16 protein-coding genes and 2 pseudogenes are annotated in these 22690 nt (G+C 67.6%); 7 read left to right on the top strand and 11 right to left on the bottom strand.

The features are described 5' to 3' along the window. Positions 1-242: 242 nt before the first annotated feature. Positions 243-1322: pseudogene (locus tag BLV72_RS45765) on the bottom strand (IS701 family transposase); the annotation flags it as partial. Positions 1323-1445: 123 nt separating this feature from the next. Between BLV72_RS45765 and BLV72_RS45760 the strand changes: the two are divergent. Together BLV72_RS45760 and BLV72_RS45755 are read left to right on the top strand one after the other, a co-directional pair. Further along, positions 1446-2155: pseudogene (locus BLV72_RS45760) on the top strand (integrase core domain-containing protein); the annotation flags it as partial. A 78-nt stretch (positions 2156-2233) separates the two neighbouring features. Beyond that, a complete protein-coding gene (locus BLV72_RS45755; RefSeq protein WP_093469961.1) occupies positions 2234-2884 on the top strand; it encodes a TetR-like C-terminal domain-containing protein in 651 nt (216 codons plus the stop codon). A gap of 414 nt (positions 2885-3298) precedes the next feature. On the opposite strand, the gene BLV72_RS45750 is transcribed toward BLV72_RS45755, so the two are convergent. The 10 genes from BLV72_RS45750 to BLV72_RS45705 all read right to left on the bottom strand — a co-directional run bounded on the left by BLV72_RS45750 (position 3299) and on the right by BLV72_RS45705 (position 16945). After that, a complete protein-coding gene (locus BLV72_RS45750) occupies positions 3299-5506 on the bottom strand; it encodes a xanthine dehydrogenase family protein molybdopterin-binding subunit (protein ID WP_093469959.1) in 2208 nt (735 codons plus the stop codon). Continuing rightward, positions 5503-6480: an FAD binding domain-containing protein gene (locus tag BLV72_RS45745; protein WP_093469956.1), complete on the bottom strand. Its 978-nt coding sequence runs from the start codon at positions 6478-6480 to the stop codon at positions 5503-5505. The genes BLV72_RS45750 and BLV72_RS45745 overlap by 4 nt, the downstream gene beginning before the upstream one ends. A 10-nt stretch (positions 6481-6490) precedes the next feature. Further along, complete coding sequence (locus BLV72_RS45740; protein ID WP_093470922.1) at positions 6491-7000, bottom strand: (2Fe-2S)-binding protein; 510 nt, start codon at positions 6998-7000, stop codon at positions 6491-6493. Between the two features lie 425 nt (positions 7001-7425). Continuing rightward, positions 7426-8577 carry a CaiB/BaiF CoA transferase family protein gene (locus tag BLV72_RS45735; protein WP_093469954.1) on the bottom strand — a complete coding sequence of 384 codons (1152 nt, stop codon included), beginning with the start codon at positions 8575-8577 and terminating at the stop codon, positions 7426-7428. Further along, positions 8574-9407, bottom strand: a complete 834-nt coding sequence (locus BLV72_RS45730; RefSeq protein WP_093469951.1) for a citryl-CoA lyase — start codon at positions 9405-9407, stop codon at positions 8574-8576. The genes BLV72_RS45735 and BLV72_RS45730 overlap by 4 nt, the downstream gene beginning before the upstream one ends. Positions 9408-9433: 26 nt before the next feature. Beyond that, positions 9434-12085 (bottom strand): aconitate hydratase AcnA, encoded by a 2652-nt coding sequence (gene acnA, locus BLV72_RS45725; RefSeq protein ID WP_093469948.1) that lies wholly within the window; start codon positions 12083-12085, stop codon positions 9434-9436. Further along, the gene (locus BLV72_RS45720; RefSeq protein ID WP_093469946.1) at positions 12082-13233 is read right to left on the bottom strand and encodes a PrpF domain-containing protein; all 1152 of its coding nucleotides are present in this window, start codon (positions 13231-13233) and stop codon (positions 12082-12084) included. The genes acnA and BLV72_RS45720 overlap by 4 nt, the downstream gene beginning before the upstream one ends. A gap of 46 nt (positions 13234-13279) precedes the next feature. After that, on the bottom strand, positions 13280-14134 hold the full coding sequence (locus BLV72_RS45715) for an NAD(P)-dependent oxidoreductase (RefSeq protein WP_093469943.1): 855 nt from the start codon (positions 14132-14134) through the stop codon (positions 13280-13282). Continuing rightward, positions 14131-15567 carry an aldehyde dehydrogenase gene (locus BLV72_RS45710; protein WP_093469940.1) on the bottom strand — a complete coding sequence of 479 codons (1437 nt, stop codon included), beginning with the start codon at positions 15565-15567 and terminating at the stop codon, positions 14131-14133. Before BLV72_RS45710 ends, BLV72_RS45715 begins: the two co-directional genes overlap by 4 nt. Positions 15568-15607: 40 nt before the next feature. Further along, positions 15608-16945, bottom strand: a complete 1338-nt coding sequence (locus BLV72_RS45705) for an MFS transporter (RefSeq protein ID WP_093469937.1) — start codon at positions 16943-16945, stop codon at positions 15608-15610. 239 nt (positions 16946-17184) lie between these two features. On the opposite strand from BLV72_RS45705, the gene gcvA reads away from it, so the two are divergent. From gcvA to BLV72_RS45680, 5 genes are all read left to right on the top strand, one after another. Further along, positions 17185-18087, top strand: coding sequence for a transcriptional regulator GcvA (gene gcvA / locus BLV72_RS45700; RefSeq protein WP_093469935.1), 903 nt, complete (start codon positions 17185-17187; stop codon positions 18085-18087). A gap of 161 nt (positions 18088-18248) precedes the next feature. Further along, on the top strand, positions 18249-20213 hold the full coding sequence (locus tag BLV72_RS45695; protein WP_093469933.1) for a helix-turn-helix domain-containing protein: 1965 nt from the start codon (positions 18249-18251) through the stop codon (positions 20211-20213). Between the two features lie 198 nt (positions 20214-20411). Then, on the top strand, positions 20412-20819 hold the full coding sequence (locus BLV72_RS45690) for an ATP-binding protein (RefSeq protein WP_093469931.1): 408 nt from the start codon (positions 20412-20414) through the stop codon (positions 20817-20819). A gap of 170 nt (positions 20820-20989) precedes the next feature. Beyond that, positions 20990-21820, top strand: a complete 831-nt coding sequence (locus BLV72_RS45685; RefSeq protein WP_093469928.1) for an oxidoreductase — start codon at positions 20990-20992, stop codon at positions 21818-21820. A 71-nt stretch (positions 21821-21891) separates the two neighbouring features. Then, positions 21892-22680 (top strand): alpha/beta fold hydrolase, encoded by a 789-nt coding sequence (locus BLV72_RS45680; protein ID WP_093469926.1) that lies wholly within the window; start codon positions 21892-21894, stop codon positions 22678-22680. The last annotated feature ends 10 nt before the right edge of the window (positions 22681-22690 follow it).

The raw sequence follows: 22690 nt of genomic DNA, 5'->3' as shown, positions 1-22690 counted from the left end.
CGTGCAGCGGGCTCGCACCACCAATGCCAACCAATATCGAGACAGGGGTCAAGGACGCTGGAAGGTGCCGATCTACCGCTAGACCTGGCAAGTCCATCGTGCTCAAGGCATCCCTCCGGCGCCGAGCGCCCATCCGTGCACCGGTCCAGGTGTTGAACGCCATCTGTACACAAGTGTCACGAGCGGGGCTCGAACGGTCCTCGGCCCGGACGTGAGCCTGGGACCGCCGTCTCAACGGATTAGTCGTGCTCGATGCGCCAGCGGACCTTGGCCAGACGGACGAGGTCGGCGATCGGAGTGTCGGCCGGCAGGTTGGACAGCCAGTAGTCGGTGGGAGCCTCGGCCTCTTCGGGCCATTCGACCAGCAGCCAGCAGTCGGGCAGGATGCCGTCCCACCAGCCCTGTTCGGCCGAAGCGACGGCCCGGATGGGACGTTCGACGGCGTTGCCGGCCGGGCGGACGCGCACGGCGGCGAAGCGGGAACGTAACTCGCCGCGTGAGCCCTGCCGCCAGGTGAGGGAGGTGAACGCCTCCTGCCCGAGGCCGGTGGCAAGGGCTGCCACTGAGGGTGCGGGGTGGCGGTAGCGGGGCTGGGGCCAGCAGCCGACGGGGCCCTTGCGGTCCGGGGCTGTCGGTTGGGCGTCGAATGGGTGGGCGGTCACGTCCGCGCGGACGGCCAGCATGTAGTCGATTCCCCGCTCTGCCAGGCTGGCCCGCAGGTGGGCGTTGGTGCCGTAGGCGGCGTCGGCCACCACGACCGGCGGCCTCATGCCCCAGCCGGCCAGCGTGTCGAGCATGTCCAGAGCCAGCCGCCACTTCTCGCGGTGCCCGGCCTCGGGCGGGATGCGGGTGACGGTCCTGCGGTCAGTGTCCGCCGCCCACTCCTTGGGCAGGAACAGCCGCCACTGCAGTGGGCAGGAGGCCGTGTCACTGGCGGCGTGGACGCTGACCGCGACCTGGCAGTTGGCGCGTTTGCCCAGAGCTCCGCAGTACTGCGGAGCCACGGCGACCGACATGCTTCCGTCCTTGGGCAGCGACACGTCGTCGATCACCCAGGCCGTCGGGTTGACCAGTGGCAGCATGCGTTCGCAGATCCGCCGCTGCACCGGCACCGGGTCCCAGGTGGACTGGTTCACGAACTGCTGCAGGTTCTGTTCGTTGCCGTCCGGCAGCCGCGAGGCCATGGCCTGGATCGACTTGCGGCGGCCGTCCAACATCAGTCCCCGCAGGTAGCAGTCACCTTTGGCCCGCTGGTCCTTGCGCGGCACCGACGCGAACACGTCAGCCACGTATAACGCCAACTTCGCCCGAACACGGTTCACTCATATGCGTCCATCCACCCAACATGCCCAGGAACAGGCCGAACCGGAAGACCTAACGGAGTCCTACTATGCAATCAGACCAGCCAGATCAGTGGCCGTCCCCCGCACTTTCGCAACAAGCCCTGGAGGCGCCTTCATGGCGAGCTGCTCGTGCTGGGAGTGAAGGTGGCCGCGTCGAACGTCTGGAAGATCCTTAAGGATGCCGGCGTTGATCCGGCGCCCGACCGGAGCTCCAGCACGTGGGCCGACTTCCCGCGCTCCCAGGCCGACGCGCTCCTGGCCTGTGACTTCCTTGAGACGGTCACCCTGTCCGGCGCGCGGATGTACGTACTCGCGGTGATCGAACACAGCAGCCGTCGCATCCGGATCCTGGGCGCCACCGCACACCCGACCACATCCTGGGTAACCCAAGCTGCGAAGAACCTGGTTATGGACCTTGAGGACGCCAGCTGCCGGGCACGATTCATCATCAGAGACAGAGACGGGAAGTTCCCCGCCCTGTTCGACGCTGCCCTAAAGGACACGGGGATCGAGGTCGTCTTCACCGGCATCCAGATGCCGAGAATGAACTCGATCATGGAAAGGTGGGTGCAGACCTGCAGACACGAGCTCCTGGACCGAACCTTGATCTGGAACCAACGCCACCTGCTCCACGCCCTGCGAGAGTTCGAGGAGTTCTACACCTCCCATCGACTGCACCAGGGCATCGCGAACGCCCGACCGCTATACCCACTGCCCACACCAATCAACGATCCAGACAAGCTAAGCCACCTCGACAAACGACGCCACGACGCCTTGGCGGCATCCTCCACGAATACAGACATGCCGCGTGACCTGCACGGATGAGGTATTCGGCAAGCGCAGGACAGGACGGGCCCGGCGCGCGGCGTCGCTAACCAAGGAGCAAGACGATGTCACCACGCAGACCGAAGGCCACCTCGCAGGCAGCGGGAATTATCGAGCACCCCACGGGGCCACGCAGCGAGCGCATCCACGAGGCGGTGCTCACCGCGACACAGGAACTGCTGTTGGAAGGGGGGTTGGCGGCCGCGACCGTGGACGCGATCGCTGCTCGCTCCGGGGTCAGTAAGGCCACCATCTACAAGCACTGGCCGTCGCGGACCGCCGTTGCCGGAAAGGCGTTCGGGCGCATGATGGCCGATGAGCTGACTCTGCCGGATACCGGATCTGCCATCGGTGACCTCACTGAACAGGTAGTGCGGGTGAGTGCCTTTTACGCCAGCGAACGCGGTCAGATCTTCGCCCAACTGCTCGCAGCCTGCGTGGATGACTCGGCCGGTGCCGCCTATTTCCGGGAGTACTTTCTGGACGGCCGCCGCAAAGCAATCGCTGACCTGTGGCGGCGTGCCCTTGACCGCGGCGAGGTTGCCCCTGCCATTGCAGTGGACGACGTCATCGACATCCTGTTCGGCCCGCTGATCTTTCGTCGTCTCAGCGGTCACCGAGCTCTGACCGAAGAACATGCCCGGACACTCGTCGAGACCGCCCTCAATGGCCTGCTCGCCTCATCCAAATCGCCACCCCCATGCATTCGCCACTGAACCGCTCAGACTCTCAACAGGGTGCGCCGCAGTCGCTGAGGCGCACCCCGCTGGACACGCGGTCGTCGGTATGCTGCACCACCTTGCGCCCGCCCCGGCGTACGCGCGCCTTCTGAGTGTCATCCGACTACGGCAAGGTCGTCACCATGGTCGACAAAGGCACCCGGGACATGGCACACATGCCTGGTCAGCGCCAGCTACGAGGTGGGGGCGCGAAGTCACTCGCGCCCAGTTCGAGGTCAACGCCTTCGGCCTCATCGCCGTCCCCCAGGCGGCCCTACCCGCCATGCGCCTGCAGCGAGCGAGCACCGCCCTCATCACCTCGATGGACGGCCTACGGGCATCGCCGGACTGCGCTGCACGGTGCGGTGGTGCGGGTGGGACGCATGAGGTCTGTTGCCTCAGCTGCTCGGCTCACAGCACTGACTCCAGGGTGATCGGTAGGTCCTGGACACGGCGGCCTGTCGCGTGGTGGACAGCATTGGCGATCGCGGGCGCGACGCCGACGATGGTCACTTCGCCCAGCCCCTTCACTCCGATAGGGTCCGCCGTCTTGTCCTCGCCATTGAGGTACAACGCGTCTACCTCGGGCACGTCCGCGTTAACGGGGACCAAGTAGTCGGCCATGCTGGCATTCACGAGTCGGCCGTCCCTGTGGTCGGTGACCGTGTGTTCCAGCAGCGCCATGCCGATGCCCCCGACCATGCCTCCGATAGCTTGGCTGTGGGCAAGCTTCGGGCTGATGATGCGTCCTGCGTCAAATGCGGAAAAGAGCCGTCGCGCCCGGACGAGACCAAGGCTTTCGTCAACGGCGACTTCCGCGAATACCGCGCCATAAGCGTAGCTGGAGTAGCGGTCGACTTCTTCTCCGGGCGTATAGGTGCCGGTTGCCTCCAGGTGGGTTCTCCCCTGCCGACGCAGCAGTCGCTCATACGTCTCGCCTCGGTGGGGGGCACCCGGTAGGAACAGGCGACCGCCTCGCACGCGGACCTGTTTCGGGTCGGCACCGTGCAGTGACGACTGAGGGTCGGCGACAGCCAGGGCTATAGCGGCTTCCCGTAGTTTGTCGCAGGCGTCCTGTACCGCGGATCCCACGCTGGCCATGGTCTGCGAACCGCCGTGAGAGGGAGCGAGGGGAAGGCGTGAATCGCCCAACCGGAATCGGACTTTGCTCATCGCGACACCGAGTCCGTCCGATGCCACCTGGGACATGGATGTATAGGTTCCCGGGCCCATGTCGCTGGTTGCGCTCGACACCGTGGCCGAGCCGTCGGCGTCGATCCGGGCCAGAGCCCGCGCGGCACCCCGCAGTGTATGGTAGCACGCTGTGGCGACTCCTGTGCCGATCAGCCAATGTCCGTCGCGGGTGGAGCGCACGCGTGGATTCCGCTGTTCCCAGCCGAACTTCTGAGCCCCGACGCGGAAGCACTCCCTCAGTCGGCGGGTGGAGAACGGCCGCCCCGTGGACTCGTCGCGCGCGGGCTCATTGCGCAGCCGCAGCTCGATGGGGTCCATACGCAACTCGTACGCCAACTCGTCAAGCGCGGACTCGATGGCGAAGGCAGCTGGTGTGCGACCCGGCCCCCGAGCGAAGGTGGGCGTGTGGACATCCAACGGGATCAGCCGGTACGAGGCGCGGACGCTGGGCACCGAGTACAGCACGCGGGCCAGTTCGAGGACAGCGTCCTGATGTTGCTCATAGCGGGATGTCTCGGCGCGTGCCTCATGGGCGAGACCCGTAAGGCGCCCGTTGCGGTCACTGGCGAGGACTATTCTCTGGTCAACGGCAGCTCGGTACCCCGTACCCGAAAACATTTGCTTGCGGGTCAGTACCAGTTTGACCGGACGCCCTACCTGCCGGGCGGCCATGGCCGCGAGCGTCACGTGCGGCCAGGCACGAAGAGCGCTACCGAACGCGCCGCCGACGTAGGGAGATATGACGCGCACGGATGACTTCGGCAGACCGAACACTGCCGCTATCTGTGGCGCTGTCGACTGCACCCATTGGGCCTTGTCCCACAGGGTGAGTGTGTCGCCGTCCCAGCGGGCCACAGTGGCATGCGGCTCCATCGGATTGTGGCTCTCCCGGACCATGCGGTATTTCCGGTCGATCACCGTGTGAGCGGTGCGCAGGGCCGCATCCACGTCGCCCCGGCTGTAGTTCCCCTGCTCACCGGCCGGTACGAGGGCGCGCTGCCTGGAAGTCGCCAACTCGGTCGACGGCTGTTCCGCTGCGTAGGTGACCTCGACCAGCCCAGCGGCGTGCCGCGCCGTCTCCAGCGTCTCGGCGATCACCACGGCGATCGGCTGACCGAAGAATCGCACCCTGTTGTCCTGCAGGACATGCAACCGTTCCCCGACAGGAGGGTCGATGGAGGTGCGGAAGTCGCGGTACGGGAGCTTGGGGGCGTTGAGATGGCTGAGGACCTCCAGCACACCCTGTTGCGCGCGAGCGGCCCGTGTATCGATGCCGGTCACCCTGCCGAGGCCAATGGTGCTGCTGACCATGACGGCATGAACCAGGCGCGGTGGTTCGAACTCGGCAGCGTAGGTGGCGGCACCCGTGACCTTGGCGTGGCCATCGACCCTCGATACGGGCGCGCCGACTGCTGACGGTGTCATTTCCTGCCTCCTATGGTGCCGAGTTGGCGGGCTACGGTTCGCTGGAGTAGTTCGGCCTTGAACGCGTTATGCCGAAGCAACCTGGCGCCGTCGGCCGCCTTGGCCGCTGCGTCGGCCCAGAGTTGTCGCGAAGGGCGGGCGCCCAGCAGTCGGTGCTCGACCGCGGGCAGCCGCCATGGAACGGTCGCCACTCCCCCGACAGCGACACGGGCGGAGCGGATGACGTCTTTTTCGATGTGCAGTGCTACGGCGGCGGAGGCCAGAGCGAACTCGTACGACTGGCGGTCCCGTACCTTCAGGTAGCCCGATGTCCTGGTGTGCGCGGCGGCAGGAACGTCCACTGCGGTGATGAGTTCTCCAGGGCGGATGTCGTGCTCTCGTTCTGGTGTGGTTCCGGGGCGGAGCAGGAAGTCCGCCACGGGTACGGAGCGCGCGCCGGCGCGGCTGCGTAGGTGGATGACCGCGTCGAGCGCCAGAAGCGCGACGGCGAGGTCAGAGGGATGAGTGGCCACACAGGCTTCCGATGTGCCCAGGATGGCGTGGGTGCGGTTGTGACCGCGCAGCGCGGCGCAGCCCGTGCCCGGTTCCCGTTTGTTGCAGGAAGCCGATACGTCCCGGAAGTAGGCGCAACGGGTCCGCTGCATCAGGTTGCCCCCGATGGACGCCGCATTGCGAAGCTGTGCGGATGCACTCAGCTCAAGGGCCTGTGCGATCGCTGGGTAGCGGGTGCGGACGGCAGGGTGCGCCGCGACATCGCTCATGCGAGCCAGCGCACCGATACGCAGACCGCTCGACGTCGCGGAGACCTCGTGCAGAGGCAGGTCGTTGATGTCCACGATGCTGCTGGGGCGCTCGACCGTCTCGCGCATGAGGTCAACCAGCGTGGTGCCGCCCGCCAAGTATCGGCCGCCCCGCGCTCCTGCGGCGAGGGCAGCGTCGATCGTTCGCGCCCTGGTGAAGGAGAAAGGATGCATGAACGACGACCTACCTTCCGTCCGCCGCGTCCCGCACGGCGGAAACGATGTTGACGTAACAACCGCACCGGCAGATGTTCCCGCTCATCCATTCGCGAATTTCCTCGCGTGACCCGGCGTGACCTTCGCTGATGCAGCCGACGCCGGACATGATCTGTCCGGGTGTGCAGTACCCGCACTGGAACGCGTCGCGTTCCACGAACGCCTTCTGGAGCGGGTGCAGTCGGTCCCCGTCGGCCAGGCCCTCGATGGTTGTGACGGCGCTGCTGTCGCACCGCACGGCGAGCGTCAGGCACGCGTTGACCCGCTTGTCGTTGACCAAAACCGTGCAGGCGCCACAGGCACCCTGATCGCAGCCCTTCTTGGTACCGGTCAGCCCCAGTCTCTCGCGGAGCAGGTCCAGCAGGGAGGTGCGATTGTCGACGGTCAGCGCATGACGTTCGCCGTTGATCGTCAGGGACACATCACTCGATGGTGCGGCGGGAGCGGACTCGTCGCCGAAGGACGAGACGGCCAGCATCGCGCCGCCGACCGCCGCACCGCCGGCAGCGGCGGTCGCTGACACAAAAGTGCGGCGCTTCCACACCGTCGTCTTCTGACCCTCCGCCGGGCTGCCACGGCTGTCACCCTGCTCATTGACCTGCTCGTCTGCCGAGCTCTCAGCGGACAAGACGCTTCTCCTTCACATGTGTGAACTGAACTGTACGTTCAGTTTAGTACGATCCACAAGCGAGTGTCGGGACCGCGTCACGGTCCTCGTGGGTCCGGCTGCCCCGCCGCCTCAGAGGATCGTCTTCGGTGCTGCACGAACTCGCTGTTTGGCGGGTTTGGCTCCGATGAAAGGGGAAATTCCGCTCGGCAGGAGAGCGGTATTGTTTTCGGTACGACCATTCCCTCGGCCAGGCAGCCGGATTTCCCGGCGGCATACCGTGAGCGTCCGCGAAATCAGGGAGCTGACCACCATCCTCGCGGCTCGGGCCCGGCCGGTGGGTTGCGGCGCAGGCCGAACGGCCGGCCGCCGAGTCGAATGGGAATTTTGGGCAGTCTGGTGCGCACTCCCGACGGAAGGGTCGTGTCCGCGAGACTGCCGTTTGCCATAAGGTGCGGGTCCTCGAAGAGATCCTCCGGACGTGCGATACGCGCGTAGGGAAGTCGTGCGTCATGGCACCGCTTCTCCAGCTCATCGACGGGGAGGGCGCGAAGCATCGCGGCGACTTCCGGGATGAGCCGCGGCCGCGCGTCGACCCGGAGCTCATTGGTGGCGAGCTCCGGGTCGACGGCCAGGTCATCTCGTTCGAAGACCCGGCAGAACCCGGCCCAGTGGGCGTCACTGGTGATGCCGACGAACAGGTGCTCGTCATCCGCCGTCTCGAACAACTCGTAGACTGCCCACGCGCTGACCCGCGCGGGCATGGGCGGGACGGGCCCGTCGCCGAGTGCCGCGTAGGCCATGTGCTGACCCATCAAGAAGGCCGCAGTCTCGAACAGCGAGGCTTGGACGAGGGTGCCCTCGCCCGTCATATCCCGCTCGCGCAGAGCCGCCAGAATGCCGACCGCCCCGAAGACTCCGCCGAGGATGTCCGTGACGGACGTACCCGCCCGCAGCGGCCGACCAGGGGGGCCGGTCATGTAGGCCAGGCCACTCATCATCTGCACGACCTCGTCGAGGGCGGCGCGGGTTTCGTAGGGGCCCGGCAGGAAGCCCTTGAGCGAGCAGTAGACGAGCCGTGGGTTGAGGGCGCGGGCCTCCTCCGGCCCAAGCCCTGCCCTGCGGAGCGCTCCTGGTCCCATGTTCTCGATCAGCACGTCCGCGTCGAGTATCGCCCGGCGGATCTCGGCGAGACCGTCGGCGGTCTTGTAGTCGACCTCGACACTGCGCTTGTTGCGGTTGAAGAAGCCGAAGTAACCGGTGCCGAAACCCTTGAGACGACGGGTGCGCTCACCGCCCGGGGGCTCGATCTTGACGACGTCGGCACCGAGGTCGGCGAGCAGCATCCCGCACGACGGGCCGAGGATGGTGTGGCCGAGCTCCAGCACGCGGACGCCGTCCAGAGGCAGTGTCCGTTCGGTCGGAGACTCGTCCGTCGGGAGGTTCATGACGTGCTGCCTTCCTCGGGGAGCGAACGAGGCCCGGGGCCGGTGTAGCGAAAGCCGACGGCGGGGGGCGTCGGGCCCTTGATACGTCCACCCTGCCGGGTCTGTTCGAAGGCGTGCGCGCAGATTCCCACGCTGCGGGAGAGGATGAAGACACCGCGGCCCAGCTGCCAGGGGAAGCCGAGTTCGAGTAGGACAGCGGCGGCGATGCCGTCGATGTTCATCGGGACGCTGCGGCCGGAACTGCTGAGGGACCGCTCGATTTCCCGGGCCGCGGCCAGGTACTTGCCGGACACCCGGTCGGCGGCGTGCGCCTCATCGACCAGTTCCGCCAGCCTCACTGCCCGAGGGTCCACGTGATGGAAGCGATGCCCGAATCCCGGAATGAAGCGCCCATGCTCCGTGCGCCAGGCATCGAGTTCACGCCGCACCGCGAAGGCGACTTCCTCGCCCTTGTCCTGCCCGTCGATGACGCGAGCCAAGAGCCGCATGCACTGCTCTCCCGCGCCGCCGTGCACGTCGCCGAGGGCGTTGACACCGCTGGCCATCGCGTTGTTGATACCGACGCCGCAGGTAGCCGCCATGCGGGCGGTGGCGATCGACGGGGCCTGGGGTCCGTGGTCGACGGCGGCGACGAGCACTGCGCCGAAGAGGTCGGCATGCCGCGATTCCGGCAGTTCGCCACGGAGCATCAGCCAGATCATCGCGGGAAATGAGACGTGGCCGATGAGTTGTTCGACCGGATAGCCGCGGAGCCGGATCACGCCGGGCTCGATGTCGACGATGTCGGTCTGCCACCAGTCGACCACGGCGTTCAGGTCGGCCGGGCGCATGGCGCGGGTCCTCGGTATCGGAGTGGTCATGCGACTGCCTCCTGAGTGTGCGGCGTGTGCCGCTGGATGAGCTTGTTCAATACGGCCCGCAGCACCCCGCCTTGAGCGAGGTATGCCGACTCCTGTGCGGTGTCCACGCGCACCAGGGCGGCGACCGTGTGCCGCCCGTGCCGCGGGTGGTCGAAGTGAACCTCGACGTAAGTCTGTGGGAGGACGGGTCCGGTCGGTAGGTCGACGGTGATGCGGGTGTCGGCGTCGAGTGGGCCCGGATCTTCGGTGAGTTCGACCGGAACCACGCCCATGAGCACCAGGTTGGCCCGGTGGATCCGCTCGAAGCTGCGAGCCAGTACGGCCCGTACGCCGAGCATGCGAGTGCCCTTGGCGGCCCAGTCGCGAGCGGAGCCGGCGCCGTAGCCGACTCCCGCCACGACGACGGCCGGCACCCCGACCCTGCGGAGCAGGTCGGCGGCCTCGTGGACGGGCAGCGGTTCGCCGACCCCCGTAAGCCGGGTGAGACCGCCGGTCAATGGGGCGACGAGGTCGTTGCGCAGCCGTACGTTGGAGAACGTGCCGCGCACCATGACGTCGGCATTGCCCCGGCGGGCGCCGTAGGAGTTGAAGTCCGCGCGCGCGATGCCACGTTCTGTGAGCAGTCGGGCGGCGGGGCCGTCGGGTTCGATGGAGCCGACTGGGGAGATGTGGTCGGTGGTGACGTTGTCCCCGAGAACGAGCAGGGGGACCGCGGCGGTGATCGGGCCGTCGGTGGGTGCAGCGGGTTCCACGAACGGCGAGGGTGAGATGTAGGTGCTGTTCCGGTCCCACGGGAAGTGGGTTCCGGCCGGGGAAGAGAGGACGTCCCAGCGTCGGCCGCCCGCGTGGATATCGACGTCGGCGTACGCGTCCCGTCCTGCGGACCGGGCGATGATCGCTTCGGTTTCGGCGGGGTCGGGCCAGAGGTCCGCGAGGTACACCGGTGTGCCGTCGGCACCGGTGCCCAGTGGGTCCCGGTCCAGGTCGGCGCGCATGGTACCGGCCAGCGCATAGGCGATCACAAGGGGAGGTGACGCCAGGTAGTTCGATCGTACGACCGGGTGGATGCGGCCTTCGAAGTTCCGGTTGCCGGACAGTACGGCCGCGACGTCCAGGTCGCGGTCACGTATCTCGGCCTCGACTGCCTGGTCGAGGGCGCCGGAGTTGCCGACGCAGGTCGCGCAGCCGTAGCCCACGACCGCGAAGCCCAGTGTCTCGAGCGCCTCTGTCAGCCCCGCGTCGGCGAGGTAACGGGTGACAGATCGCGAACCTGGTGCGAGGGACGTCTTGACCCGCGGGTCGACGGTCAGGCCATTGGACACGGCATTGCGCGCCAGCAGTCCCGCCGTGACCATCGCCTGCGGGTTGGAGGTGGTGGTGCAGCTGGTAATCGCCGCGATCACGATGTCGCCGTGGTCAAGCGTCGCCGGGATGTCGCGGTGGGCACCGTGTGGGTCGCCGGTCCGTGGCGCGGGCGTGCTCGCGGCGACTTGCGGCAGCTCCAGTCGTTGCTGGGGCCGCTTGGGACCGGCGACGCTCCGCCCGACCGTGCCCAGGTCGATCTCGACGATCTCGGCGTAGTCACGGACGGAGGCCGGGTCGTCCCACAGTCCGACGGCGCGGGCGTAGTCCTCGACGAGCCGGGTCCGTGCCGGGTCGCGTCCGGTGACGCCGAGGTGTTCGATCACCTTGTGGTCGACAGGGAACATTCCGCATGTCGCGCCGTACTCCGGCGCCATGTTCGCGAGTGTCGCCCGGTCCGCGACCGTCAGGTTCGCCAGCGCCGGGCCGAAGAACTCCACGAACCGTCCCACGACGCCGACCTCGCGCAGCCGCTGAGTGAGGGTAAGGACCAGGTCCATGGCCAGCACTCCGGCAGGTAGGGTGCCGGTCAGCCGTACTCCGACGACGTCGGGTACGAGCATCGAGACGGGCTCACCCAGCATCGCGGCCTCGGCCTCGATCCCGCCAACTCCCCAGGCGAGCACGCCGAGGCCGTTGATCATCGGTGTGTGGCTGTCCGTGCCGATCTGGGTCTCGGGGTGCACCAGTCCGCTCGGGCCTTCGCACACAACGTTCGCGAGATGTTCCAAGTTGATCTGGTGGATGATCCCGTTGCCCGGCGGGACGACACGTACCCCGTCAAACTCCGCCTGGGCCCATTTCAGGAACTCGTAACGTTCCTTGTTCCGGCGATACTCGTTGTCCAGGTTGCGATCGAGAGCGTCGGGCGTGCGGGCGACATCGACCACGAGTGAGTGGTCCACGACGAGGTCGACGGGACGTACCGGGCGGACCGCGGCTCCATCGCCGCCCGCCTGGGCGACGTGGTCCCGCAGCGTGGCGAGGTCGGTCAGGGCGACCAGTCCCGAGTAGTCCTGCATCACCACACGGCTGGGGTGGTAGGCGATCTCCACCGGCTCGCCGGTGTGGCAGCTGCGCCGCGCGACCTGCTCGATGTGCGCAGCGGTGACCAGCTCGCCGTCCTCGTGCCGGAGCAGGTTTTCCAGCAGGATCAGCAGGCTGACGGGGAGGCGGGTGGCTTCCGGAAAGCGTGTAGCCAGGGCAGGCAGGTCCAGATAGGCGCGGAGCCTGCCGCCGAGGTGGGCCGCACGGCGGATGCCGAAGGAGTCGAGTGGCGTGGTCACTTCAAGAACACCGTGCCTTCCATGATCACGCGAGCGGTGCGGCCGATGACGGCGGACCGCAGCAGTGGCGCACCGGAGGGGTCGTTCTCCTGCTCCACGGTGACGTCAAGGGTGCCGCCGGGGTGACCGATCCGGACGGAGTACGGTGCGCCGTCGGCCGGGTGCCCCCGATAGGACTCGTGGGCGATGGTGCCGGGGATGCCGGAGGCGACGGCGGTGCCGATCGAGCCGGTCGCCGGGTGCGCCTTGGAGAACGCCCGGCGCGCCATGGAACGGGACACGAGGTCGTGTGCGGCCGCGTGGACCCGGACTCCGTTGAGGGCGTCGTAATCGGTGGGCGGTGCGATGACGAATGCCAACGGGTTGACCCGGGAGCGCAGCTCCTCCTCCACACCGGGGCCGGACAGGAACCCGATCTCCCGTGACACCCGTTCCCGTACCGCCTCAAGACGATCGATCAGTGCGGTGTCCGCCTGGAGTACGTCCACTCCGGAGCGCGGGTCCACCCCTACGTCGGCGGCGCGAACGAACACGCACAGGTTCGCGGCGTCGACGACGCTCATGTCGAGGCGTCCGATGCCCGGCACGTCAATCGTGTCCACCGCGTTGCCCGTGGGCAGCACCCCGTGTTTCATGATGCCGCCGCCGAAATCGCCGAAGTCCAGGTCGATCCGCGCGCCGGTGCCCGGTACGCCGCCGATGGCGAAGTCACCCTGCCATGCGGGCTGGCCGTCCTCGGTCACCGGAACGGTCGTGAGCAGGCGCCGGCCGGTGTTGACCTGGTGGATGGCCACGGTCACGGTCCCGCCAGTCGGCTTGACGTAACCGCGATGTACGGCGTAGGCAGCCGCACCGGCGGATATGTTGCCGCAGTTGCTCGTCCAGTCCACGGTCGCGAGCGCCGTGCCCACCTGCCCGAACAGGTAGTCGATGTCGCAGTCGGGCCGGGTCGGCGGCCCCACGACGGCGAGCTTGCTGGTGAGCTTGTCCGCTCCGCCCAGACCGTCGATCTGACGGACGTCAGGGCTTCCGAAGACCTCCAGGACGACATCGTCACGCTCCCGGCCGGGAGCGGGCAACAGATGGCGTTCAATGATGATCCCCTTGCTGGTGCCGCCACGGACGATGGCGCACTCGATGCCGGTCATGCATGCCTTCCTTGGGCGGAGTCCGGGGTGGTGCCCAGAAAATCGATCAGGACGGGGTAATAGGCGTCGCCGCGTCCGCCCTCGGTGGCGCGGGCGAGCGCAGCGCCGGTCGCCGCCAGCAGTGCGTCGTCGGTGCCGGTTGCCGCGGCGAGTTCGTGAGCGAGCGCGAGGTCCTTGCGCGCGTAGTCCGCGGGAAGGCACCTGTTGGGAAGTGCTCATCGACGAGATGCAGGCCTTGGACGCGCACCGCCCGGCTGTCTGCCGAGCCGTGGCCGAGCGCCGTGAGCAGGGTCCGAGGATCGACACCCAGCTTCCGGCAGACACGCACCGCGAGAGCGAGAGCGTGCACCGTCTCGAACAGGACCATGTTGTTCATGGTCTTCACGATCTGGCCGCTGCCGACTGGCCCGCAGTGCAGGATGTCGGTGCCCATGGTGGCGAGCAGCGGCTCGATGCGGGTGAACACTTCCGGCGCGGCCCCGACCATGAAGCTCAGCGAGCCGGCCCGTGCCGCCTGCCGCATCCGTGCCATGGGAGCGTCCGCGAACTCGATGCCGCATTCGGCGAGTTCGTCGGCCAGACTCTGTGTGAGGGCGACTGAAGTCGTGCCGCAGTCGATGACGAGTCGGACTTCCGATGCGGGCTCGCTCAGGGCCCGGCACGTCTCCCATGTCGCCTCACCGTCGGCCAGGCACAGGAACACGACCTGCGCCTGGGTCCGCAGCCCGGCCAGTGAGCCTGCCGCACGGGCGCCGACGGCGACTGCCCTGCTGACGGCGTCATCGCGCAGGTCATGGACGAGCACCGGGCCTTTGGCGCGTGCCGTCAGATGCGCGCACATCGGTTCTCCCATGACGCCGAGGCCGATGAAGCCGATCGGCGCGCTGAGGAGGGCGCTCACTGCATACCCCAGTAGATGCTCTTCGCGGCCTGGTAGGTGCGGATGCCGTACAGCCCCTTCTCCCTGCCGACACCGCTGGCCTTGAAGCCGCCGAACGGCATCGCGACGCTGATCTGCTTGTAGGTGTTGATCCACACGGTGCCGGCGTCGACGGCCCGGCCCACCCGGTAGGCAAGCTGGTAGTCCCGGGTCCAGATCCCGCACGCCAGACCGAAGTCCGTGTCGTTGGCCTGAGCGATGAGATCGGCCTCATCGTCGAAGGGGAAGACACACAGCACCGGACCGAAAACCTCCTCACGGACGATGCGAGCGTTCCGTGGCAGGTCCGCGAGGACGGTCGGCAGGTAGTAGGCTCCGTCGGCCAGTTCCGGGTCATGGGGGCGGGTGCCCCCGGACAGTACCTTGGCCCCTTGGGCGACCGCCTCGTCTACGAACGCTTCGACTCGGTGCCTGTGCAGGTCCGAGGAGAGCGGCGCGATCTGCGACTCCGGCCTGTCCGGCGGCCCGACCCGGAGCCGGGACGTGTACTCGACCAAACGCCCGACAAACTCGTCGTACTGGCAACGCTCGACGAACAACCTCGAGCCGGCGATGCAGGATTGGCCGGAGGAGGTGAAGATCCCGTTCGCGACCCCGGTCACGGCGCGGTCGAGGTCCGCATCGGCGAACACGACGTGGGGAGACTTGCCGCCGAGTTCAAGGGCGACCGGCACCATGCGTTCTGCCGCCGAGCGACCGATGGCGCGCCCCGTCGCGGTGCCGCCGGTGAACGAGATCATCCGGACGCGCGGGTGCTCGACGAGTGCCGCTCCGGTGTCCCCGCCCGGGCCCGTGAGGACGTTGAGCACGCCGACGGGGAGCCCCGCTTCCAGCGCGAGCCGACCGAGTTCCAGCCCGATGGTCGGCGTGACCTCTGAGGTCTTGAGGACCACGGCGTTTCCCGCCGCGAGGGCGGCCGAGACCTTCTGCGACTCCAACGTCAGAGGGGAGTTCCACGGCGTGATCGCGGCAACCACCCCGTAGGGCTCGTAGACGACCATCGACAGGTAATCGCCGCGGTGGGGGGCAACCTCGGAAACCATGGTGTCGCAGATTCCGGCGAAGTAGCGGAAGGCAGCGGTGGCGCCGGCGGCCTGTGCCCGGCATTCGCCGAGCAGTTTGCCGTTCTCCCGCATCTGGCGCTGCGCGAGTTCTTCACCGTGCGCTTCCAGCAGGTCACCGATGCGGCGCAGCACGGCCGCCCGCTGGTCCGGCCTGAGGGCGTGCCAGGCCGGCTGGGCGGCCGCGGCGGCGGCAACGGCGCGGTCGACGTCCGCCGGACTCGCCGTGGCGATGAGCCGGTTGACACTGCCGTCCGCGGGGTTGACGGATTCGAACGGCTCGCCTGAACCGGCGGCCCACTCGCCGTCGATGAGAAGGGCAGTGGTTTCCATGTCGATGCGCTCCTGTTCGGTAAATGCGCGGTTCGTCGGTTCACGCACAGCTTTGGCGGCCGGTACGGGAGTCCTTGAGGAACGAGACGGCGATGAGGCTGATGACCGCACCGAGCACCGCGTACCCGGCGACCGCGTAGCCGCTGTGATCCCATTTGAAGAGCAGTGCCGTGATGAGCGGCGTCGGACCACCGGCAACGATCGAGGACAGCTGGTACCCGACCGAGGCGCCGCTGTAGCGCACTTCAGGGCTGAAGGACTCGGCGATGAGCACGGCCTCGGACGCGTACGACATCGCGAACGGCACGAGGGCGACAAGGATCGCGAGGAATGCGAGCGGAGCGGAGCCGCTGCCCAGCATGAAGATGTAGAGCGGGGCGAAGGTTCCGGAGAGAGCCACTCCGGTGACGAAGACCCGCTTGCGTCCGATCCGGTCGGACAGGGCACCGAACAGCGGGATGGCGACGCCGCAGACGACCGCGGACAGCATGAGCGCGGTGAGCAGAAAACCGCGGCTGTACCCGGCGATCACAGTCCCGAACGTGAAGACGAAAACCGTGGCGATCTGGTAGAAGGACATCTCCGCCATGCGCAGGAAGGCGATGACAAGGATCTCCTTGGGGTTGCGCCGTACGGCCTCCCACACCGGCCGGCGGGCCAGGCGCTGATCCTCGGCTGCCTTACGGAAGACCGGGGTCTCCTCCACGGTGCGGCGGAAGTAGAACCCGAGCCCCACGAGCACGATGCTGCTGAGGAAGGGGATCCGCCAGCCCCAGTCCATGAAGGCCGGGCCGGTGAGACTGTCCACGGTGACGAAGACCAGGTTCGCGAGCAGCAGGCCGATCGGCACCCCGACCTGCGGCCAGCTCGCCGCAAGACCACGGTTGCCCTTCTTCGCCCACTCCATGGAGACGAGCACCGAGCCCGCCCACTCACCGCCGACGCCGACTCCCTGAAGGAACCGCAGGACGGTGAGGGTCACCGCGCCCCAGGCACCGACTGAGTCGTATCCCGGTACGAAGGCGACGGCGAACGTGCCGATGCCCATGAACAACAGCGATGCGATCAGGGTCTTCTTGCGGCCCGCACGGTCCCCGAAGTGGCCGAACAGCAGCGCACCGATCGGCCGGGCGAAGAACCCCACGGCGAACACGGCGTAGGCGTTGATCGTGGCGACGAACGGGTCACTCGCGTGGAAGTACAACGCGGGGAAGATCAGCCCGCTGGCAACGCTGTAGAGGATGAAGTCGTACCACTCGATCGACGTCCCGACGACGCTGGCCACGACGGCGCGTCGACGCTTGGTGCGATCAAGGTCGGTTTCCTGGGAGTCGGCCGTCGAGGCCGCGGTTCCGGTCAGGGACGTTGTTTCACTCATGGTCTCTGCCTCACGTCATCGTGGAGCTGACATCGATCATGGATTTGGGCGACCCGCGCCATCGTGAGGTCACATAGAGCTGGGAAGATCCGGGCGACCCGCGCCATCGCGGAGCCGACATCAGTCTGAGATTTCAGACGGCCTGCCCGCCGGCTTGAAACTACCCACACTCAAGCAGCTGGGTCACTCGATTTCTCAGCTATAGTTAACTGAGAAAAAGTAATGCGAGGAGTCGATCGATGGGGTGGCAACTGCCGTCGCTCAACCCGCTGAAGGCTTTCGAAGCCGCCGGACGGCACGGCAGCCTGACCCGTGCGGCCAAGGAGCTGCACGTGACACAGGGAGCCGTCAGCCGCCAGGTACGCCTGCTGGAAACCGAACTCGGAGTGCGACTGTTCGAGCGCCGCCACCGGCTGATCGTGCTCACGCCCGAAGGCGAGCAGTACCTGGCCGACATTTCCGCCGCCTTCGCCACGATCGACCGGTCCACGGCGCGGCTGCAGAGCCACCGCCGTCGCGCCGTGCTGAAGATCCAGGCTTACACGACATTCGCCATGCGATGGCTGATTCCCCGCCTGCCCGAGTTCAACGAGGCACATCCGGAGATCGAAGTCCAACTCTCGGCGTCGACGCGCGATGTGAACTTCGACCGGGACGACCTGGACGCCGCGATCCGCTCCGGGAACGGCCAGTGGCCCGGGCTCCATGCGCTCCACCTGTGCCAGTGCGCCCTCATCCCGGTGATGTCCCCTTCGCTGGCCGCAGGGCCACCCAAGCTGCATACGGCGGCAGACCTGGCGCGTACCACGCTTCTGCACTCCCTCGCACGGCCACGCGACTGGGCGACCTGGCTGGCCGGGACCGACCACGGTGATGTCGACCCGGAACGGGGCCTGCGCTTCGAAAGTTCGAGCCTCGCCTACGAGGCAGCCAGGCAGGGCCTCGGGGTCGCCATCGGACAACCTGAGCTGATCCGCGCAGACCTGCGCTCCGGACGCCTGGTCGCGCCCATCGACCGAGAGGTCGAACTGCCGGAGGGCTACTACTTCGTCTGGCCGGGTGAGCGACCGGAGAGCCCGAAGATCCAGGTCTTCCGCGACTGGCTGGAGCGGACCGCGCATTCGGCGGCGTCCGAGGGCTGAACTGTGCTGTCCCCGTGCGCCGGCCGAGGAGCGACGGGCCCCACGCCGCGGGCACTCCGCCAGTCGACGGGAAAGTAGGATGAAACCGGTGGAGTGTTCCGCGAAGGAATGGCTCTTCCGTCCTGACGCGGCCGTCGACATCGTCGTCGAAGGAGGCCGGGATGGTCACGACACCAGCGCACGGCAGTGCGCCATCCCTCGACACCGTAGTGGGCCTGCTCGACGCGCTCGCCTCGGACGCCCGCGGCCATGAAGTAGAGGGCCTGGCGGACGCTCTGGTCAGCAAGGTCTCTCCGGAGGGCGCGGAGCGGGTGCGGGCTTCCACACGTCGGCTCCGTGAAGTACTGGACCGACGGCTGCGCCGTGAGCGGGAACTCATCGCGCTGTACGGCACCGCCTGCGACCTGGCACAGATCCGCGATGTGGGTACGGCGCTGGACTCCATCGTGCGGCGTGCGCACGATGTGGTGCCGTCCGCCGATGCGGTCTACCTGTGCCTGCGCAGTGAGTCGTCGGACGGGTTCTACGTCAAGGCCAGCGTGGGTCTGACGTCTCCCGCCTTCATGCATGTGGAAGTCCCGTCCGGATGCGGCATGTCCAGCGTGATCGAACGTACCCGGGCTCCCCTGCAGATCCAGCGCTACAACCGCAGCACCGGCTTCCGGCACGATTCCGAACTCGACCGGGCCCTGGCCGACGACGGTCTGGTCTCCGTGCTGGGCACGCCTTTCATGCTGCGTGGAGAGGTGATGGGCATACTCTTCGCCGCGAACCGGATCGAGCGGGTCTTCAGCAAGGAGGAGATCTCCTTGCTGACCGCGTTCGCGGATCACGCCGCGGTCGCCCTGCACAATGCACGGCTCTTCGCCGGGCTGGAAGAAGAACACCGTGCCGTGGCGAGCCACGTCACGGCCATGAAGCGTTCGGCCCAGCTGCACGACTCACTGACAGACCTCGTGATCAGCGGCGCCGATGTCACCGACGTCGCGGACGCTCTTGCGGACGTTTTCGCGGAGGACCTGCTGCTGGTCGGCAAGAACAACGAGGTCACTTCCGTACGCGGCAGGCCCGTCACCGCTGGCGAAGAATGCGAACACGCGCATGCCCAGTACGGCAGGGCCGTACCGTCCGAGATCTCCGAGGACATCATGGCCAGCCAGCGCAGTGGCCATTGCGTGGTGAACAAGGCCACCCGTTGTGCCCGGTACGTGGCGGCCATCCCTTCCGGCCATACCTATCTGGGAGCCCTGGTGCTGCACACCACGCACGGTCTCACCGACCTCGATGTACGCACACTGGAACGGGCTGCCCAGATCGTGGCCCTCCTGACGCTGCGGGAGCAGGCCATCGGCGACGCCGAGGAAAGGGTACGGGGCGAGCTGCTGGAGGAGTTGCTGAGCAGCGCGAAACCGCTCCGGGAAAGCACCAAACTGTTCGCCCACTCCCGGCACTTCGACGTGGCCCGCCCGCACGTGGTGGTGGCGGTGGCACTTCCCGACAGCCCCCGCATCGAGGCCCGGCAGGCCGTTCGGGAGACGGCCCTGGCCGAGGGGGGCCTGGGAGGCGAGTACAACCGGTCTCTCGTGGCCGTGCTGCCGGGCGACGATCCAGGCGCCATGGCCGTCCGGGTCAGGCGACGGCTCTGCGCGGCAACGGACGGGCCGGTGCTCGTCTGCGCCGCGGATGCCGCCGACCCCCGCACCGGCGAGCTGGCCGCCCAAGCCTCGGTCACGGTCCGCTGCCTGCAACTTCTGCAAGCACTGGGCCAGCGGGGCGCGGCGGCAACGACGCGGGACTTCGCCCTGTACAGCCTGCTGCTGGATCCCCAGCGGGACACCCAGCTGAAGACCTTCCTCGGGAGCACTCTGGGAAAGCTCCAGGTGTATGACCAGGAGCACGGATCCGATCTGATCAGGACCCTCACCGTGTTCTTCGCCACCGGCTCCAGCGCGGCACAGACCGCCCGCGAGCTCTATGTCCACCCGAACACGGTGATCAAGCGCCTCGACCGGGTGGGATCCTTGCTCGGCTCGGACTGGCAGGCCGAGCCCCGAGCCCTCCAGCTGCGCATTGCTCTGCACCTCCACGACCTGTTCGGCAAGATCTGTGAGCTGGAGGATCGCTAGGGGACTTGGGCCGATTCGCCCGAGCCCGGTGGCCGGGGACGCGGCGCAGGCCGCCGACGAGCTCACCAGGCCCCTGAGCCGGTGGGCGTTCCCACACCGAAAGTGCCGGAGGTGGGGTGATTCCTCCATAGGGGGCTCACGAGCGGCGGTGTTCCCTGGACACGTAACGCAGAAGGGCCAAGCACCCAGGGAGCCGAAATGGCCACCACAGCGCCGACCGAGACACGCGAGTCAGCCAGCATCTGGACACTCCCCCATCAGGACGTCTCCGTCCCCACCGCCCGGCGTCTCGCCCGTGCTCATCTATGCCGGAGGCAGCTGGCCCCCGACGCCATCGACACCGCGCTGCTGCTGTTGACGGAACTTCTCACCAACGCGGTCCGGCACGGGCACGGCCCGTACGTCACCTTCGCCGTCAGTCTCCTTTCAGGACAGCTGATACTCAGCGTGACCGATACCGGAAACGGCGGGCCCCGCACGCGCCACCGATGCGACGCCCTCTCCGAGAGCGGCCGCGGGCTCGACATCGTCACAGCCCTCGCCGCCGCCTGGAGTGTCCAGAGGACAGCAGCGGGCCACACCATCTGGGCGATCATCCGTCTCTGATCCAGTGGGACGCGCGTCCACGCGACTCCAGGACACGTCCTCACTTGCGCGCCAATTACATTACGTGCTAGACACGTAATGTAATTGGCTCGGGCAAGCGACACCGTGCGCCCGTCCACACCAAACGCAGACATCACGACGAACCGCTAACGGTTCATCCGGAGGCATCAATGAAGGCATGGTTCATCACGGGAGCGTCCCGTGGTTTCGGGCTGGAGATCGCACGTCAGGCCCTCGAGCGGGGAGACTCCGTCGTGGCGACCGCTCGCGATCCCCGGACAGTGGAAAAGGCGCTTCCCGAGGGCGGTGACCGGCTGCTGGCGCTTCCTCTCGATGTGACCGACGAGCAGCAGGTGCGGCAGGCCGCCGATGCGGCCGTTGACCGGTTCGGCCGGATCGACGTCCTGGTCAACAACGCGGGCCGGGGCCTCCTCGGAGCCGTCGAGGAAGCCTCCGACGACGAGGCCCGGGCCGTCTTCGGCACCAACGTCTTCGGTCTGCTGTCCGTCACCCGGGCGGTCCTGCCGGTCATGCGTCACCAGCGTTCCGGCCGGGTCCTGAACATCAGTTCCGTGGGCGGCTTCACCGTAGGCGCGGGCTGGGGAGTCTACGGCGCCACCAAGTTCGCGGTGGAGGGCCTGAGCGAGGCCATGCGGGCGGAGCTCGCACCGCTCGGCATCGCGGTCACCGTCGTGGAGCCCGGCGTCTTCCGCACCGACTTCCTGGACAGCAGCTCATTGCACCGCACCAACCGGACGATCGACGACTACACCGCCACGGCGGGCGGCACCAGGGTCTGGGCGGAGCAGAACAACCACGCCCAGCCCGGTGACCCGGTGAAGGCGGCCACCGCGATGATCACAGTGGCGGACAGTCCCGAGCCGCCCACGCGCATTCAGCTCGGTGCGGACTGTGTCGCACGAGTCGAGGCCAAGTTGGAACACGTGGCGAGTGAGCTCGCGCAGTGGCGTGACCTCGCACTGTCCACCGTGCACGCCTGACCGTACGAGGACGGCTCAGCCACCACAGGAGCACGGCAGCCCCCTGTGCCGACGAACCTTAGGAGGACACTGTGCGGAACACCGCGCATCAGCGTCCGCACGTGGCCCTGATCCATGGCCTCGGCCTCGACACCACCATGTGGAACCGCGTCACGCAACTCCTGCCCAGCCGCTTCGATGTGGATTCCCATCCGCTGCTCGGCCATGCTCCGGGCACCCGCGTGTCCCAGGGGCTCACTCTGCGCGACATGGCGGATTTCACCGCCTCCCACCTGCGACCTCGCACTCATCTCGTGGGCTTTTCCCTGGGTGGCCTCGTAGCCGCACACGTCGCGCGGCGTCACCCCACCCTGGTGCGTTCCCTGACCCTCGTCAGCACCGCCGGCCGCCGCACAGAGGAGGAGAGAGCCACGGTCCGAGAGCGCTTCGCCCTCATGGAAAGCGACTTCGAGGCGGGGATCGACGACATGCTCGACCGCTGGTTCCGGCCTCACTGGCTCGAGCGGGACCAGGATCTCGTACATGACCTCGCGGCGGCCATCCGCCGGCACGACCGGGAGGCGCTCCTCGCGTGCTTTCGGCTCTTCACCGAGGCCGACATCGAGGTGTGGTCTGGTCTTCCGGACATCGCCGCGCCGACCCGGGTGATCACCGGCAGCGAGGACCCGGGATCGACTCCGGCCATGGCCACCGAACTGGCCGTCGCCATCCCCTCCGCGTCCTCCTACGTCGTCACCGACTCCGCCCACTTGCTCCCCCTGGAGCAGCCGGGAGCTCTCGCGACCCTGCTCATCGACCACGTGGACGACGTCGAGTCGGCCACCCCGGACCGCCCTCGAAGGAGGCTCCCGTGTCCCTGACATCCGGGTC

This window comes from Streptomyces melanosporofaciens, from assembly GCF_900105695.1.
In the GTDB taxonomy this organism is placed as follows: Bacteria; Actinomycetota; Actinomycetes; order Streptomycetales; family Streptomycetaceae; genus Streptomyces; species Streptomyces antimycoticus.
This window is presented reverse-complemented; position numbering and strand designations above follow the sequence as displayed.